The organism is Aeromicrobium erythreum, from assembly GCF_001509405.1.
Lineage (GTDB): Bacteria > Actinomycetota > Actinomycetes > Propionibacteriales > Nocardioidaceae > Aeromicrobium > Aeromicrobium erythreum.
In genome coordinates, this window is record NZ_CP011502.1 from 1,681,762 (window position 1) to 1,697,620 (window position 15,859).

Here is a 15,859-nt window from a genome sequence, read left to right on the forward strand (position 1 = left end):
CAGAGCATCACGCGGACGTCACACCGGCGGCCGTGCCGCTCGCGAGATCGATGAGGTCGCTACCGCGCAGGTCTGGATAGCCGTGGATGCTCGACGCCCATTCTTCGGGGATCGCGGACCGCCCCCAGCGTGCGCCGAGCAGGCCCCCGGCGATGGCGGCGACGGTGTCGGTGTCGTGGCCCGTCCGTACGGCGTTCTCGGTCGCACGGCGCAGGTGTTCCGGGCTGTCGCCGGGGGTCCACGTGATGGCCGCCCAGGCGGCCTGCAGGGCCGTCACCGTGAAGCCGTTCCCCTCGCGGAACCTGCGAGGATCGACGCCCGTGCTCTCGTCGATCCACGTCCGCCACGGAGACCTGCTGACGGCTGGGAGCAGGTCCAGTCCCGCGAGGAGGTCGAGCTCGCCCGTCACCACGGCCAGCCTGACTGCCTCCGACCACAGGACGCACGACTCGATCGCCAGCGCGTCCGGATGCGTCAGGCGGGCGACAGCCTCGGCGGCAGCAGCCGTCGCGTCACGGTCCGAGAGACGAGTCAGGCCGACGACGGCCGTGCGCATGAGCGCGCCGTTGCCCGCGCTGTGCTCGTGCGTCCGCGCGTACTCCTCTGCCGCGGCCGGCATCTGTGCCGGCTGCGCGGTGCGGGCGAACACGGCGCGCGTCTGGTTCCCGACATCCTTGGCGTCCCGGCCCCAGCGAAGGAAGCGGGCGGCCACGTCGGTGAGTGCGCGCTCGGAGGTCAGGTCGGCGCCCGCGGCAGCGACCTGGGCGATGCACACCGCCATGGCGGTGTCGTCGCTGTATTCACCCGGCGCGAATCCGAACGGACCTCCGCCCGACATCAGCAGGACGACGTCGTCGGCCAACGACGGCCCGAACTCGTGCGGCACCCCCAACGCGTCGCCGCAAGCCTGCCCCAGCAGCACGCCGGCGGCACGGTCCCGCTGTACCTCATCCATCTCGCCTCCCGTGGTGCGACGTCATCATCGCTGTGCGCGGTGGGACGGACGTCTGACGTCGCCTAGTTCGTCTGAGTCATCTTCCCAGGATCGTCCGACGCGTGACGCGATCCGACCTAGCGTCGAGGATCGATGAAGGAGAACACGATGAAGCGACGCGCAAGCGCCCTGGTCCTCGCCACGGCCCTCTCGATCGGGACGCTGGGTGCCGTCGCGGCCCCCGCCGAGGCCGCCACGACCTACAAGAACTGCACCGAGCTGAACAAGGTCTACAAGCACGGCGTCGGCCTGCCGGGCGCGCGCGACAAGGTGCGCGGCAAGACGAAGCCGGTCACGAACTTCACGAAGAACAAGGCCGTCTACAACGCCAACAAGAAGTCCGACCGCGACAAGGACGGCATCGCCTGCGAGAAGCGGTGACGCCGTCGGTGGGACGGAGTAGAACGGACGCATGAGTCGCGTCCGCATGCACAACCTCTCGATCTCCCTCGACGGTTTCGCGGCGGGGGAGCCTCAGGCGCTCGAGACGCCGATGGGTCACGCGGGGCAACGCCTGCACACCTGGATGTTCGACACCGCCTTCGGCGCGGCGATGATGGGCCGCGCCGGCGGGTCGGACGGGGTCGACCAGGCGTTCGCGCAGCGCTTCGCCGACGGGATCGGTGTCGAGATCATGGGGGCGGGCAAGTTCGGGCCGTCCGGCTGGCAGGACGACCCCGACTGGCGCGGATGGTGGGGTGAGACGCCGCCGTTCGGCACACCGGTGCTCGTGCTCACCCACCGCCCCCGCGAGCCCCTCGTCCTCGACGGCACCACGTTCCACTTCCTCGACGCCGCTCCGGACGAGGCGCTGGAGAAGGCTCGTGAGATGGCCGGCGGTCTCGACGTGCGCATCGGCGGAGGTGCCGACGTGGCGCGCCAGTTCTTGGCCGAGCGGCTCGTCGACGTCGCGCACGTCGTGCAGGTTCCGATCGTGCTCGGTCGTGGAGCGCGCCTGTGGGACGGGCTCGCAGGGCTCGAGGACGACTACGACGTCGAGGTCGTGTCGTCGCCGTCGGGCGTCGTGCACCTGACCCTGCAGCGCAGGGCGTGAGTCAGTCGCAGTAGTCGCAGAGGCCGGTGGCGGGGAGCGCCGTGAAGCACGTCGGACAGACCTTCACCGGCTTCGTCTCGACGGCAGCGCGTGCCCTGCTGGGGCGGGTCGACGTCGTGCTCGGGCTCGCGCGGCGCACCTTGGCGGGCCGCGGCACGCCACCGTCGGCGGGCAGGTCGGTGGCGAGAGCGCGGTAGCAGAGCAGCCGGTCCTCGGCCGCGCGCGTCTCGACGTCGCGCACGACGTCACCGGTCGTGGCCAGCACGGCCCGTGCGTAGACGTCGCCGACCGTGCCGTCGCGCTGGACCGCGAGCGACGTGAGCGGCGGGTCACCTGCGCGTGCGGCAGCCAGGGCGGTGATCTCCATGAAGTCGCCGAGCCACGTGCGGCGCGACGTCGGGCTCTCCACGCGCGTGCGGACGAGGACCTGGTCGGCCAGGTCGCTGACGGTGATCACGGCGCCGTAGCGGCTCGCGGTCTCGCGGAGGATGTCGAGTGCTGCAGGGGTCCACCGGGCGAACTGGGGGAGGAGCTTGGCCACGTCTCACAACGTTAGACGACCGGTCCACGGGTACGTCCTTGCGGATCGCTCAGAGCGCCCGCCGCACGCGGATCGGACCCTTCGCGGTCGAGGGATCGACCACACGTCCGCCTTGCGTGATCTCCACTGAACCGTCGGCCACGAGCCGTCGAGCTGCCCGTCGAGCCGGCTCCATCAGCTCGCGCCAGCCGTCGGGGTCGACGCGCCTGGCCGCCTCCGAGGGACAGATCGTGGCGCCGCCGGCCCGGCCGTCGAGGAGGTCCACGATGGCCGCCTCCAGCTCCTGGTCGGTGCGCGTCACGCCGCGCTTGCGGCAGGCCTGCGAGCAGTAGCGCACCTGGTCCCAGTCGCGCTCCCACTTCTTGCGCCACTCGATCCGACGTCCGCACGACGCGCAGACCTTCGGCTCGGGGGACATGTCTCCAGTCTCGGGCCAACTCGACGATCCCGCGCGACGCAGCCGGGCCGAGACCCCTTGTCCGACGTCGAACATAGTGTCGAAACATCGATCCAGGGGAGGACGCATGACCATCTTCGACGACCAGCACAACCAGCCCGCGTGGCGCATCCAGACGATCAGCGACCCGCCCGGCGTGCCGTCGTTCGGCTACACCGTCGGGCTGGCGCGCTACGGCCTGCACGACCTGCATGTGTCGTCTCGACCCAGTCTGGGCTGCGATCCCGGCGCTGACTACGTCCTGGGCCATCGCGCGATGGCGCGTGTGCTCGGCGACGTCGCGGCAGCGATGGCCGCCGATGCGCTCAGCCTCGGCGACGACGTCGACGTGCAGCTCGACGCCGGCCTCAGCACCGCGTACCTCGAGGTCGGTGCGCCCGTGCCCGCCGGCTGGGTGGAGGCACTGCGAGCGTCGTCGGACGCCGTCGTCCCGCTGCCGTGGGCGCTCGTGCGGTGCCCGGTCGGCGCCGACCCGGGCGTGCCGCCCGAGGAGGTCGGCGGCTGGCGACGTCGCGTGGGAGATCTCGTGGCCCGGACACCGCGGGTGCACGGCTTCGAAGATCCCGACCCCAGCGCGTTCCCCGCGAGGGATGACGCGCTCGGTCCGCTGGCCCCCTGGGTGCACGCGGTCGCGCAGGCCCTGGCGTCGGCGCCCGCCGGTGCGATCGTGTCGAGCCTGGTCGACGACGTGGTCGCGCAGCGCGACCCCGAGCTGCGCACCCAGCTGCGCGAACGCTCGCGCACGGTCGGTCGGGTGCAGGTGCTCGAGCCGGTCGAGCGGCTGACCGGACGGGTCGTGCGCGCGATCAGCCAACGTTGCGGGTACCGGACGGCCGTCGCGGTGGCGCGCCGACGGTCGGACCTGCCGTACGGCTGCTGCGTCGAGCAGCACCTCGCGCGGCTGGTCCACGACGCCATCGAGTCGTGCCTGCTGGTGGCTGCGCTCGACGACGCCGTCACCGCGTCGGAGCGCACCGCCGTCCAGGCCGCGTGGACGCCGTTCGTCCCCTTCGGCGTGTCAGTGGGAGCGGCGGTGTGACCACGAAGTCGACAACAGTTCCCAGGAGAGCAGTAACCACGCCGCGTGCTCGTCGTTGGGTGTGCTACACGCGCTCCGATTCCGACGGAGCGCACGTTCGGGGGAACGATAGACATGCGTCGACGCATCATCTCCACATCCATCGGAGCGGCCGCCTTGGCGCTGGCTGCTCTCACCGCGCCGGCCCAGGCCGGCGCCGACGACCAGGCTCGTCTGCAGCCGTTCCTGGCCGACCAGCTGTCGACCTTGAAGGGCGGCGCCGCCACGACCGTGCTGGTCCACGGCCGCACCTTGGTCGACGCCGAGCGAGCGGTACGCCACTCCGGTCTGGAGCGGGCCGGCAGTTTCGACAAGATCGGCGTGGTGATCGCCAGCGGGACGCGCAGCGAGATCGAGGCTGCCCGATCGGCCGAGGGCGTCACCTACCTCGAGGGCGACCAGCCCATCGAGTACCACCAGGAGACGTCGAACATCGCCACGCGTGGCGCCGAGGCCGCTGCGACGCTCACGGGAGCGGACGGCACGGCCCTCACGGGTCGCGGCGTCAGCGTCGCCGTGATCGACTCCGGCGTCGACCCGACGCACCCGTACCTGAGGGGTGCGACTGTCGCGAACCTGAAGTCGGTGTGCTCGCCGCTCGACGAGTCGACCTGCCAGGTGCTGCGCGTGCCCAACGCGCTCGACACGGACACGACGTCGCTCGGCGGCCACGGGACGCACGTCGCGGGCATCGCGGTCGGTCGACCCACGACGTTGACGAGCGGGGAGAAGCTGCAGGGCGCGGCGCCGGGCGCGAGCCTGGTGTCGCTGTCGACGGGCGCGGGGATCCTCATCCTCGGCGCGGACGCGTCGCTGAACTGGGTCCTGGAGAACCACGCGAAGCCGTGCGGCGACGGGGTGTCGGCGGCCGAGTGCCCGCCGATCAAGGTCACGAACAACTCCTACGGGCCGTCGGGTGGCGGTGCGTTCGACCCCGAGTCGGCGACCGTGAAGCTTCAGCGCGCGCTGGCTGCCGAGGGTGTCGTGACGGTGTGGGCTGCCGGCAACGACGGCGGTGACGGCAGCGAGAGCCTGACGAACCCGCCCGGTCAGGACCCGACGGGCGGCATCATCTCCGTCGCGTCGTACTACGACGTCGACACCGGCACCCGCGACGGCCGGGTCTCGTCGTTCTCCAGCCGCGGTGCGGCAACGGACCGGTCCACGTGGCCGGACGTGTCGGCGCCGGGGGAGGACATCACGTCCTCGTGCCGTCCGTACCTCGTGATCTGCGCGACGGGTCTGGACCCGAAGGACGGGCCTGGTCCGCTCGACGTGGGCACGTTCAACACGATCAGCGGAACGTCGATGGCCGCGCCGCACGTGGCGGGTATCGTCGCGCAGCTGTTCCAGGCTGACCCGACGGCGACGCCGGCCGAGGTGGAGGCGGCGTTGACGTCGACGGCGTACAAGTACACCGACGGCAGTGCCTACGTCGACGGCTCGTCCTTCGACAAGGGTCACGGTCTGGTCGACGTGGTGGCTGCGGTGTCGGCCCTGCGCTGAGCCGGACCGGCGAGGTCCTGGGACACCCCTGGCGGGTCCCAGGACCTCGTCGTCGCTCGGTCAGCGTCGTGGTGAGACGAGCACCGGAGCGGCCTCGGTGACCTGGAGCGGGGTCGCTGCGCCGGTGGCGGTGAGTGGCTGGCCGAGGGGTGTCCACGCTCCACCGTCGACGCGGTACCGGACGGTGTAGGTGGTGTCGACGCGGATGCTGACCCGCTCGGCGGTGCGCTGGTAGGTGTGCGTGACGTCCTTCGCCGGGTAGGGCCGACCGGGTCGCGTGGTGGTCCGGCTCGTCCCGTCCCCGTGGTGCCAGGTGTAGCCGGTGGGCGTCGCCTCGACGTCGATGTCGTGCCCGAGCAGGGTGATGCTCTCGCGCACCGGCCGCGGGTCGGTGTGCAGGATCGTCGGCACGTTCACGAGAGTCCGCCCGCCCGGCTGGACGGTGACCCGCAGCGCCGGCATCGGGATCTCGCTGACCGCCCGCCGCACATCACCCTCGGTCAGCTCCGGCTCCTCCTGCGGCGCGACCTCGTCGGGCTCGGAAGCAACGGTGCCGCGGGCTCCGCAGCGGAAAGTTCTCTCGAAGCGTCGTTCTTGAACGTCGCCGGAGTCAAAGAAACACCTTGTCTGCGCGCGGGGTGCGGCTGCTCCGGTGAAGGCACTCTCCGAGGAACGCGTTTGATGACTTCGGCGCGACTCTCCGCCAGAAGACCAGTCGCGTGCCGTCAGACTGAGATTCGGGTTGAGGCCGTCGGGCAAGACATCGACGTCGCTACCAGCGGCTGCGGGCCACACCAAGATGCTGATCATCATCGACGACGCGAGAAAGTTCATGATTTGACTCTGTAAAGGTCGGTGATGGTGAACGGTGCATTGGGGGTCATCTCGAAGGCGACGGTTGACCTCTCGCCTCCAAGCAAGACGAGGTCGAACTTGACGTCGGTGGCTACATCGTCACGCGAAACCACCATCGAACGGATTTTCCAGGTCGGGCCTTCGGGACGCTCGCTGGGCTTCAGGTCTCCGATTGAATCCGCAAAGCGGGTGCATGCGTCGCACTGACGGCTCAGCTGACGCAGTGTCTTCTCGTCGCCAGTGATGGCTGCGTAGTTGAATGCGTCGACCCAGTACGAAGCGAAGGCCACGGCGCCTTCGTCTGTTGATTCTCGCGCCTGGGAAGGAAAAGTTGGCGGAGCAGGTAGTTGCGAGGAACTCGGAGTGGGTTCGACTTCAGGCTCACGGACTTCCGATGTTTTGCTGCAAGCCAGGAGCGGCAGGAGCAGCGCTACCGCGCCGACGGTCAAGGCTTCTCTCATGTTGGATCCCCCGATCTGACGCGTCAGAAGTTAGCGAAATCCCGACGCCGGGTGAAGTCTCGATCCACAACGCTCGGATGTCCGTCCGAAAGCGCATACGTGAGCGATCGCTCTCGACGACTCTGAGCTGAACTGGCGAGCACAACCCAGGTTAGAGGTAGGCAGCACTCGAAAAGAGTCGTCCTTGACGCGCCTTACCTACCTCCCGCTGGCCTGATGCGCGCGTTACCTACCTCCTGCCGACCTAATGCGCGCCTCAGCTACCTCGCGCCGGTCCGGTGCGCGCCTTGTCTACCCCGCAAGCACTGCGGGTCCGTCCGCCCTCGCGCCGACCGATCGGCTGGAGCCGCAGGGTGCTGTGGACGGGGTCGCGACTCGTGTCCGCCCCTACGGCTAGGTTCGTCATGTGGCGTTGACGATCCATCGGGCGGAGCGGGCCGACGTGCTCGCGGAGGGGCTCGCCGGGCTCCTGGCCGAGCCGCCCGAGGACCCCTTCGAGCGCGACCTCGTCGTGGTCGCGGCAGCCGGGGTGGAGCGGTGGCTCGCCCAGACCCTCAGCCACCGGCTCGGCACGGCCCCCGGACACGACGACGGCATCTGCGCGGGCGTCTCCTTCGTGCGGCCCCTCCACCTGCTCACCGAGCTCACCGAGAAGGAACGCGACGACCCCTGGGCGCCGCGGCGTCTCGCCTGGGCAGTCCTCGACGTCATCGAGCAGCACCTCGACGAGCCCTGGCTCGCGATCGTCGCCCGACACGTCGGCCACGGCCTCGAACCGGGGGAGGAGGCCCTGCGGCGCAGTCGGCGCTACCCGACCGCCAAGCGCATCGCCGCCCTCCTGCACGGCTACGCCGTCCAACGACCCTGGATGGTGCAGGCCTGGACGGCCGGCGACGACGTCGACGGAGTCGGCTCGCCCCTCGTCCACGAGGTCCGCTGGCAGGCCGAGATCTGGCGACGCGTCCACACCCTCCTCGACGGCCACCCCTCGCCCGACCTCCGCCTCGCCGACACCGCCGCGGCCCTCCGTGGGCGCACCCTCGACCCCGACCTGCCCCAACGGCTCTCCTTCTTCGGGCACACCCGCATGCCGCACGCCGAGCTCGATGTCGTCGGCGCGCTCGCCCACACCCGCGACGTGCACCTCTGGCTGCCCCACCCCTCACGCAGCCGATGGGACGACGTGGCCGCCACCACCACCGACGCCCCGCGACAGCCGGCCCGTCGCGACACCGTCGACGCCCCCGACACCGGCAACACCCTCCTCGCCGCGTGCGCACGAGACGTCACCGAGCTCGAACGCAGCCTCCTCGCGTTGCCCGGCGAGGCGACCACGGTCCATCTGCCCGCTCCGGAGCGCCCCCCGACCCTGCTCGGTCAGCTCCAGGCCGACCTCGCCGCCGACCGCGACGGCCCGGCCGACGACATCCGCACCCTCGACCCACTCGACCGGTCCGTGCAGGTGCACGCCTGCCACGGTCCCGCCCGACAGGTCGACGTGCTGCGCGAGGTCGTCGTCGGCCTCCTCGCCGACGACCCCACCCTCGAGCCGCGCGACGTGCTCGTCATGTGCCCCGACGTCGAGACCTTCGCGCCGCTCGTCGAAGCCGCGTTCGGGCTCGACGACGTGCCCGACGTCGACCACCCCGGCCACCGGCTCCGCGTCCGCCTCGCCGACCGCGCCACCGGCGCCACCAACCCCGTCGCCGATGTCCTGCAGAAGGTCGTCGCCATCGCGGCAGCACGTCGCACCACCGCCACCGAGGTGCGCGACCTCCTCAGCCTCGCACCCGTCCGACGACGCTTCGCGCTCACCGACGACGACCTCGAGCAGGTCGACGAGTGGACCGTGCAGACCGCCATCCGCTGGGGCGTCGACGCCGACGCCCGCGCAGCCTGGCAGCTCGGCGGACTCGCCCAGAACACCTGGCGTACCGGCCTCGAGCGCCTCGCGCTCGGCGTCGTCACCGACGGTCACGACGACCCGGACGCCCAGGACGACACCCACACCGGCAACCGGCTCGGCGGGGTCCTGCCGCTCGACGACCTCGGCAGCACCGGCGTCGACCTGGTCGGCCGTTTCACCGAGGCCGTCGAACGACTCGCCGCGGTGCTCGAGTCGTCTCGCCCGCAGCCCGTCGACGACTGGGTCGAGCTGCTCACCACCGCCGTCCAGACGCTCACCGACGTGCCCGCCCGCGACGCGTGGCAGCGCGAGCAGGTCCTCCGCGTCCTCGCCGACCTCACCCGCGCCGACACCGGCCCCGTCGTCCGCGGCACCCTCACCGTCGTCGAGGTCGCGGCGTTCCTCACCGACGCGTTCGCCCCGCGCCCGACCCGCACCAGCTTCCGCACCGGGTCCCTCACCGTCTGCACGATGGTGCCAATGCGCTCCGTGCCGCACCGCGTCGTCTGCCTCCTCGGGCTCGACTCCGGCGCCTTCCCGCGCACGCCCACCCCGCTCGGCGACGACGTGCTCGCACGCACCCCGCTGGTCGGGGAGCGCGATGCGGCAGGGGAGGACCGGCAGCTGTTCCTCGACGCCGTCCTGTCCGCCACCGAGCACCTCGTCATCACCTACACCGGCGCCAGCGAGCACACCGGGCGCTCGCTCCCGCCGGCCACCCCGGTCGGGGAGCTGCTCGACCAGCTCGCGCGCACCGTCCCCACCGCCGACGTCCGCAGCCAGGTGCTCGTGCAGCACCCGCTGCAGGCGTTCGACACAAGCTCGTTCATCCCCGGCGCTCTGGTCCCGGGCTCCGCCTTCAGCTTCGACACCGCCGCCTACGCCGGTGCCCGTGCCACCGTCCGACCGCAGGTCCCGGAACCGCCGTTCCTCCCGGCCGCGTTGCCCGGCGACGCCGACCCGATCACCACGCTCGACACCCTGCGCGACCTGGTCCGCCACCCCGTGCGCTCGTTCGTCACCGGCCGGCTCGACGTGCGTCTGCCCTACGAGGACGAGCCCATCGACGACAGCGTCCCGCTCGGGCTCGACCACCTCGAGCGGTGGAAGGTCAAGGACCGCGTGCTCGCCGCCGTGCTGGCCGGCGTGCCCGGTCACGACGCCGAGGCCGACGAACGCCGCCGCGGGCTCCTGCCGCCCGGTCCGCTCGGCGACGCCGAGCTCGCGCGGGTGCGCCCGGAGGTCGGCACCCTCTTCGCCCTCGCCGCACCCCTGCGCACCGACACCGCCCGCAGCGTCGACGTCGACGTCGAGCTCGGCGACGGCCGCCGCGTGATCGGCACCGTCGCCGGCGTCCACCCGCACCACGCACTGCGCGTCACCGCGTCGACTGTCCAAGGACGTCAGCTCCTCGAAGCCTGGGTCGACGTCCTCGCCCTCGCCGCGGCGGGCCAGGGGCGACCCGCGCACCTCGTCGGTCGCGTGCCGAGCGGCTACCGGAAGGCACCAGGCGTCATCACCCTCGCCGCACCGTCGCAGGACGAGGCACGCTCGGTCCTCGCCGAGCTGCTCGACCTCCATGCGATCGGTCGCACCACGTTCCTGCCGTTGCCGGTGAAGACCTCCCAGGCCTACGCCGACCTCGCGCGGCGCACCCGCCCCGAGATCGCGCTCGCCAAGGCCGAGCGCGAGTGGGTCGGCAGCCGCGACGTGCCCGGCGAGGTCGCCGACGCCTACCACCGCCTCGTCCTCGGCCCCGACGCGCCGATCGCCGACCTCGTCGAGCGCGGCTTCGAGCAGCACGCGGCCACGCTCTGGTTCCCGCTGCTCGACCGGATGGAGGTCGACGCATGAGCGCCGACGCACCGGTCGTCGAGTTCGACATCGCCGACCCGCTGCCCACCGGCACCACCCTGCTCGAGGCCAGCGCCGGCACCGGCAAGACGTGGGCGATCGCGGCCCTCGTCACCCGGCTCGTGGCCGAGGGGGTCGCCACGCTCGACCAGCTGCTCGTCGTCACCTTCGGCCGGGCGGCCAGCGCCGAGCTCAAGGACCGCGTGCGCGAGCGGCTCGTGCAGGCCGACGCCGTCCTCGCTGCCGGGCACGGCGACGAGCGTGACCCCCTGCAACGGCTTCTCCTCGACGTCGACGACACCGAGCGCACCGCCCGTCGTCGGCGCCTGCGTGCGGCGGTCGCGCGGTTCGACGAGGCCACCATCACCACGACCCACGGGTTCTGCCAGGCGGTGCTGCGCAGCCTCGGCACCACCGGCGACGTCGAGCCCGGGTCGGTCCTCGTGGAGGACGACACCGACATCGTCGACCAGGTGGTCTCCGACCTCTACCTGCGAGCCGTCGGTCGAGGTCAGACCCCGCCGTTCGACCACCAGGAGGCGGCCGTGCTCGGTCGGCGCGCGGTCGAGGACCCGTCGGCGCACCTGCTGCCCACCGACGCCGAGCCCGGGTCCGCGCCCGACCTGCGTCGACGGTTCGCGTCGGCCGTCCGCGACGAGTCGGCGAGACGCCGCCTGGCGGCCCGCACCCTCTCCTACGACGACCTGCTCCAACGTCTCGCCGAGGCGCTCGAGCCCGACGACTCACCGGCCCGCACGGTCATGCGCGACCGCTGGCGGGTCGTGCTCGTCGACGAGTTCCAGGACACCGACCCCGTCCAGTGGCGCATCTTGGAGCGCGCCTTCGTCGGCCACGCCACGATGGTGCTGGTCGGCGACCCGAAGCAGGCCATCTACGGGTTCCGCGGCGGCGATGTCGACACCTACCTGCGCGCCGCCGCGCAGGCCGACACCCGACGCACCCTCACCGTCAACCATCGCAGCGACGCCCCCCTGGTGAGCGCCGTCGACGCCGTGCTCCGGGGCGCCGCGCTCGGCGACCCCGCGATCGTCGTCCGTCCGGCAAGCGCCTCGCTCGACGGGTCACGGCTCCACGACCCCCGCGGCGACGCCCCCTTCCGGCTGCGGGCCCACCTGCGCAGCGACGCCGGCTCCGACGACGACGCCCTGCGCATCGGCGACGTCAGGCCGCGGGTCGCGCGCGACGTCGCCGCCGACGTCGCCGCGCTCCTGGGGAGCGGCGCCACCTACGACCACGGCGCCGGACCCGTGCCGCTGACGGCCGGCGACGTCGCCGTGCTCGTCGAGCGGCACGGCGACGCCGAGCTGTTGCACGCCGAGCTGGAGCGGCGCGGCGTGCCCGCCGTGCGCACCGGTGGCGCGGACGTGCTGCAGAGCCGGGCGGGCCAGGACTGGGTCACGCTGCTGACCGCCATGGAGGCGCCGCACCGCAGCGGCTACACCCGCGCCGCCGCGCTCGGACCGTTCCTCGGCCTCACGGCCACCGAGCTCGCGGCCGACGACGGCGACGCCCTCACCGACCGCGTCTCCTCCCGGCTGCGCGACCTCACCGACCTGCAGCGCGAGCGCGGCACCGCCGGCATGGTCGAGGCCCTCACCGCCGACGCCTCCGTGGTCGAGCGACTGCTGCGCCACCAGGGCGGTCGACGTCGACTCACCGACCTCGAGCACGTCGGCCAGGTGCTGGCGATCGCCGCACGCGAGCACGGACTCGGCCTGTCCGGCCTGCGACGGTGGCTGCTCGACCGGCGCAGCGAGACCTCCCCGGCCGCCGACCGCACCCATCGCCTCGACACCGACGCCGACGCCGTGCAGATCGTCACCACGTTCGTCAGCAAGGGTCTGCAGTACCCCGTCGTCTACGTGCCGTTCCTGTTCGACCGATGGGTCCCGGAGCCCAGCATCGTCCGTCTGCACGACGACGACGGCCGACGCTGTCTCGACGTCGGCGGGGCGGGTCCCTCCTGGACCACGCACGCCCGCCGCTCCGACGTCGAGCGCGCGGGGGAGTCGTTGCGGCTGCTGTACGTCGCGCTCACCCGCGCGCAGTCGCGGCTGGTCGTGCACTGGTCACCCACCTTCAACGCGCGGCACGGCGCCCTGCACCGCCTGCTGTTCCGGCCCGACCCGACACGGCCCGAGGTGCCCGACGTGCAGGCCGTGCCGTCGGACCACGACGCCGTCGCGCGCCTCCGTGCGTGGCAGGAGCGTGGCGGGCCGGTCGTCGAGCAGATGGTCACGGGCGACGCCGAGCTGGCACCCGCGGCCGGAGAGGCGGAACGACTCGAGGTCCGTCACCTGCGTCGCGACGTCGACACCGTCTGGACCCGCACCTCCTACACCTCGCTCGTCCGGCGTGACGAGGGACCCAGTGTCTCGAGCGAGCCGGAGCCGACCGCCGCGGACGACGAGGTCGACGTGGTCGCCGACGTCGCCGCCAGCCCGGTGCTGGGCCCGTCGCCATGGGCCGAGCTCGCCGGCGGAGCGGCGCTCGGCACGCTCGTGCACGGCGTGCTCGAGCACGTCGACGTCGGCGCCGACGACCTCGACGCGGAGGTCCGCCGGCGGGCGGAGGAGGAGCTGGCGTCGCGTCCGCTCGCCGTCGACGTCGACGTGCTCGCACCGGCGCTCGTCGGTGCCCTCAGCACGCCGCTCGGGCCGCTCGCTGACGACCTCACGCTGGCGGAGGCGCTCGGCCGACGCCCGTTCCGGGAGATGGAGTTCGAGCTGCCGCTCGCCGGCGGCGACTCGGTCCGGGCGGCAGGTCGCACCGGCACGCTCGCCGACGTCGCCGACCTCATGGAGGCGCACCTGCCGTCGGGCGACCCGCTGCGGCCCTTCGCGGCAGAGCTGCGCGACGCCAGCCTGCGCGGACGCACCCTGCGCGGCTACCTCACCGGCTCGATCGACCTGCTCCTGAGGCTCGACGGCGACCGTACGCTCGTCGTCGACCACAAGACCAACCGGCTCGAGAGCGGCGCGCTCGTCGAGGCCGGCGGCGGCCTGGAGGCGTACGCACCCGAGCGTCTGGCCGACGCCATGCTGCACACGACCTACCCGCTGCAGGCCCTGCTGTACGCCGTGGCGCAGCACCGGTTCCTGCGGTGGCGGCTGCGCGGGTACGACCCCGACGTGCACCTGGCCGGGGTGCTCTACCTGTTCGTGCGAGGCATGACCGGCCCTGATGGACCACGCGGTGCCGACGGGAGCCCGTTCGGCGTGTTCGCGTGGCGGCCCCCGTCGGCGCTGGTGCTCGACCTCAGTGCGCTGCTCGACGGCAGCCCGACCGACGGAGGTCCGCGATGAGCGACACGTCTGCGCCGCCCGCGGTCGAGGTGTCGGCGGGCGACCCGTTCGACCGTCAGGTCGTCCAGGGTCTCGACGTCGAGAGCGACGCGATCCTGGCCGTCCTCAACCGGGCAGGTGTCCTGGCCGCCGCCGACGTCCACGTCACCCGCACCGTCGCCCGACTGGCGGACGAGGACGACGAGGCGGTGCTGCTCGCCCTGGCCCTCGCCGTCCGAGGAGTCCGCCTCGGGTCGTCGTGCGTCGACCTCGGCGGCGTGCTCGACGACCTGCGCCTCGAGGCGCCCGACGTCGAGTGGCCGACGTACGTCGACGACCTCGACGCCTGGTGGGCCCGCGTCGACGCCAGCCCGCTGGCGTTCGGGCGCGACCGTGTCCTCGTCGTCGAGCGTCCGTTGCTGCACCTGGTGCGCTACCACGCACTCGAGGTGTCGCTGTGCCGACGGCTGGGGGAGCGGCTCGCCCTGCGACCCCCGCCCGTCGACAGGGCCGCCCTCGACGCCGACCTGCGACGTCTGTTCGGCGACCCCGGGTTCGCCGAGCAGCGGGCGGCCGCGGCCCGCGCCGCGCACTCGTGGACGACGGTGCTCACGGGCGGCCCAGGGTCGGGCAAGACCACCACCATCGCGCGACTCCTGGCGGCGCTCGCGAGCCAGCACGCCGCGACGGGGCACGACCGACCCCTGGCCGTCGGACTGGCTGCACCGACCGGCAAGGCCGCGGCCCGGATGCGTGAGGCCGTCGCCGCCGCGTCGACCAATCCGGTGTTCACCGAGGCGGAGCGCGACTGGCTGCGCACGCTGCCGGCGGGCACGGTGCACCGGCTGCTCGGCTCGCGGCCCGACCATCGGACGGCCTTCCGGCACCACGCGGGGCAGAAGCTGCCCTACGACGTCGTGGTCGTCGACGAGACGTCCATGGTCTCGTTGCTGCTCATGGAGCGGCTCGTGCAGGCCGTGCCGTCCGGCTGTCGGCTGGTGCTCGTCGGTGACGCCGAGCAGCTCGCCTCCGTCGAGGCCGGCGCGGTGCTGCGCGACGTGGTGGAAGGCCTCGGCGGCGACGACAGTCCCGTCGTCACGCACCTGCAGCAGTCGCACCGCTTCGACGGTGGCATCGGGGCCCTCGCCTCGGCGGTGGTCGAGGGCGACGCGGACCGCGTGCTCGACCTCCTGGCCGAGGGGGTCGACGCGGTGTCACTGCGGCACCCCGACGAGGTCGAGGATGTCGTGTCCGGACGTCCCGCACAGCAGGCCCGTGCCGTGGCCCGCGCCGCAGCCGAGGGCGACGTGCCCACCGCGCTGGCGGCCCTCGGCGAGCACCGGCTGCTCTGCGCGCACCGTGACGGTCCGTACGGCGTGAGCCACTGGAACGAGCGGCTGGAGCGGGAGGTGCGCATCTTCCCGGACCCGGCCCGGCCCTGGTTCGTCGGCCGCCCCGTCCTCGTCACCCGCAACGACGCCTCGCTCCGGGTCAACAACGGCGACGTCGGCGTCACCCTCGACAACGGCCACCGGCTCGTCGTGCACCTGGACTCCACGACGACCGTCTCCTCGACGCGACTCTCGTCGGTGCAGAGCGCCTACGCCAGCACCGTCCACCGCAGCCAGGGCAGCGAGTTCGATCACGTCACCCTGCTGCTGCCCGACGAGGACTCGCTCGTGCTCAGCCGCGAGCTGCTGTACACCGCGATCACCCGCGCACGCACCAGCCTGACGATCGTCGCCACCCCCGAGGTCCTCCGGCGCGCCGTCGAGCGCCGCACCGCCCGCGCCAGCGGCGTCGCCCGTCGCCTCTCTGCGATCGTCCAACTGAGCTAGGCGATCTGCC

General features: G+C 72.5%; 12 protein-coding genes. 7 read left to right on the forward strand and 5 right to left on the reverse strand.

Translation table 11 applies throughout. The features are described from left to right. Positions 1-7 precede the first annotated feature (7 nt). The gene (locus tag Aeryth_RS07940) at positions 8-955 is read right to left on the reverse strand and encodes an ADP-ribosylglycohydrolase family protein (RefSeq protein WP_067856915.1); all 948 of its coding nucleotides are present in this window, start codon (positions 953-955) and stop codon (positions 8-10) included. 147 nt (positions 956-1,102) lie between these two features. Here Aeryth_RS07940 and Aeryth_RS07945 point away from each other — a divergent pair, with 147 nt between their 5' ends. Continuing rightward, positions 1,103-1,375, forward strand: a complete 273-nt coding sequence (locus Aeryth_RS07945) for an excalibur calcium-binding domain-containing protein (RefSeq protein WP_067861487.1) — start codon at positions 1,103-1,105, stop codon at positions 1,373-1,375. Between the two features lie 31 nt (positions 1,376-1,406). Continuing rightward, complete coding sequence (locus Aeryth_RS07950) at positions 1,407-2,048, forward strand: dihydrofolate reductase family protein (RefSeq protein WP_067856918.1); 642 nt, start codon at positions 1,407-1,409, stop codon at positions 2,046-2,048. 1 nt (position 2,049) lies between these two features. On the opposite strand, the gene Aeryth_RS07955 is transcribed toward Aeryth_RS07950, so the two are convergent. Both Aeryth_RS07955 and Aeryth_RS07960 read right to left on the reverse strand, forming a co-directional pair. Then, the gene (locus Aeryth_RS07955; RefSeq protein WP_067856921.1) at positions 2,050-2,589 is read right to left on the reverse strand and encodes a hypothetical protein; all 540 of its coding nucleotides are present in this window, start codon (positions 2,587-2,589) and stop codon (positions 2,050-2,052) included. Between the two features lie 49 nt (positions 2,590-2,638). Beyond that, positions 2,639-3,007, reverse strand: a complete 369-nt coding sequence (locus Aeryth_RS07960) for a DUF2256 and DUF3253 domain-containing protein (RefSeq protein ID WP_067856929.1) — start codon at positions 3,005-3,007, stop codon at positions 2,639-2,641. Between the two features lie 106 nt (positions 3,008-3,113). On the opposite strand from Aeryth_RS07960, the gene Aeryth_RS07965 reads away from it, so the two are divergent. Both Aeryth_RS07965 and Aeryth_RS07970 read left to right on the forward strand, forming a co-directional pair. Further along, a complete protein-coding gene (locus Aeryth_RS07965) occupies positions 3,114-4,085 on the forward strand; it encodes a hypothetical protein (protein ID WP_067856934.1) in 972 nt (323 codons plus the stop codon). 114 nt (positions 4,086-4,199) lie between these two features. Then, positions 4,200-5,630 (forward strand): S8 family serine peptidase, encoded by a 1,431-nt coding sequence (locus tag Aeryth_RS07970; RefSeq protein ID WP_067856937.1) that lies wholly within the window; start codon positions 4,200-4,202, stop codon positions 5,628-5,630. 60 nt (positions 5,631-5,690) lie between these two features. On the opposite strand, the gene Aeryth_RS17665 is transcribed toward Aeryth_RS07970, so the two are convergent. Continuing rightward, a complete protein-coding gene (locus Aeryth_RS17665) occupies positions 5,691-6,464 on the reverse strand; it encodes a hypothetical protein (protein WP_144433724.1) in 774 nt (257 codons plus the stop codon). Then, a complete protein-coding gene (locus Aeryth_RS17670) occupies positions 6,461-6,946 on the reverse strand; it encodes a DUF6318 family protein (RefSeq protein WP_144433725.1) in 486 nt (161 codons plus the stop codon). The genes Aeryth_RS17665 and Aeryth_RS17670 overlap by 4 nt, the downstream gene beginning before the upstream one ends. Before the next feature lie 406 nt (positions 6,947-7,352). Here Aeryth_RS17670 and recC point away from each other — a divergent pair, with 406 nt between their 5' ends. From recC to recD, 3 genes are read left to right on the forward strand one after another with little or no spacing between them, the layout of a single operon-like run. Beyond that, positions 7,353-10,706: an exodeoxyribonuclease V subunit gamma gene (gene recC / locus Aeryth_RS07985; protein WP_083516345.1), complete on the forward strand. Its 3,354-nt coding sequence runs from the start codon at positions 7,353-7,355 to the stop codon at positions 10,704-10,706. Further along, positions 10,703-14,032, forward strand: a complete 3,330-nt coding sequence (locus tag Aeryth_RS07990; protein ID WP_067856950.1) for a UvrD-helicase domain-containing protein — start codon at positions 10,703-10,705, stop codon at positions 14,030-14,032. The genes recC and Aeryth_RS07990 overlap by 4 nt, the downstream gene beginning before the upstream one ends. After that, positions 14,029-15,849 carry an exodeoxyribonuclease V subunit alpha gene (gene recD / locus Aeryth_RS07995; RefSeq protein WP_067856953.1) on the forward strand — a complete coding sequence of 607 codons (1,821 nt, stop codon included), beginning with the start codon at positions 14,029-14,031 and terminating at the stop codon, positions 15,847-15,849. Before Aeryth_RS07990 ends, recD begins: the two co-directional genes overlap by 4 nt. Positions 15,850-15,859 lie beyond the last annotated feature (10 nt).

Bases quoted from the DNA above. Each gene is read 5' to 3' on its own strand.
- Aeryth_RS07940 (WP_067856915.1), bottom strand. From the start codon at position 955: ATGGATGAGGTACAGCGGGACCGTGCCGCCGGCGTGCTGCTGGGGCAG.
- Aeryth_RS07945 (WP_067861487.1), top strand. From the start codon at position 1,103: ATGAAGCGACGCGCAAGCGCCCTGGTCCTCGCCACGGCCCTCTCGATC.
- Aeryth_RS07950 (WP_067856918.1), top strand. From the start codon at position 1,407: ATGAGTCGCGTCCGCATGCACAACCTCTCGATCTCCCTCGACGGTTTC.
- Aeryth_RS07960 (WP_067856929.1), bottom strand. From the start codon at position 3,007: ATGTCCCCCGAGCCGAAGGTCTGCGCGTCGTGCGGACGTCGGATCGAG.
- Aeryth_RS07965 (WP_067856934.1), top strand. From the start codon at position 3,114: ATGACCATCTTCGACGACCAGCACAACCAGCCCGCGTGGCGCATCCAG.
- Aeryth_RS07970 (WP_067856937.1), top strand. From the start codon at position 4,200: ATGCGTCGACGCATCATCTCCACATCCATCGGAGCGGCCGCCTTGGCG.
- Aeryth_RS17665 (WP_144433724.1), bottom strand. From the start codon at position 6,464: ATGAACTTTCTCGCGTCGTCGATGATGATCAGCATCTTGGTGTGGCCC.
- Aeryth_RS17670 (WP_144433725.1), bottom strand. From the start codon at position 6,946: ATGAGAGAAGCCTTGACCGTCGGCGCGGTAGCGCTGCTCCTGCCGCTC.
- Aeryth_RS07990 (WP_067856950.1), top strand. From the start codon at position 10,703: ATGAGCGCCGACGCACCGGTCGTCGAGTTCGACATCGCCGACCCGCTG.
- recD (WP_067856953.1), top strand. From the start codon at position 14,029: ATGAGCGACACGTCTGCGCCGCCCGCGGTCGAGGTGTCGGCGGGCGAC.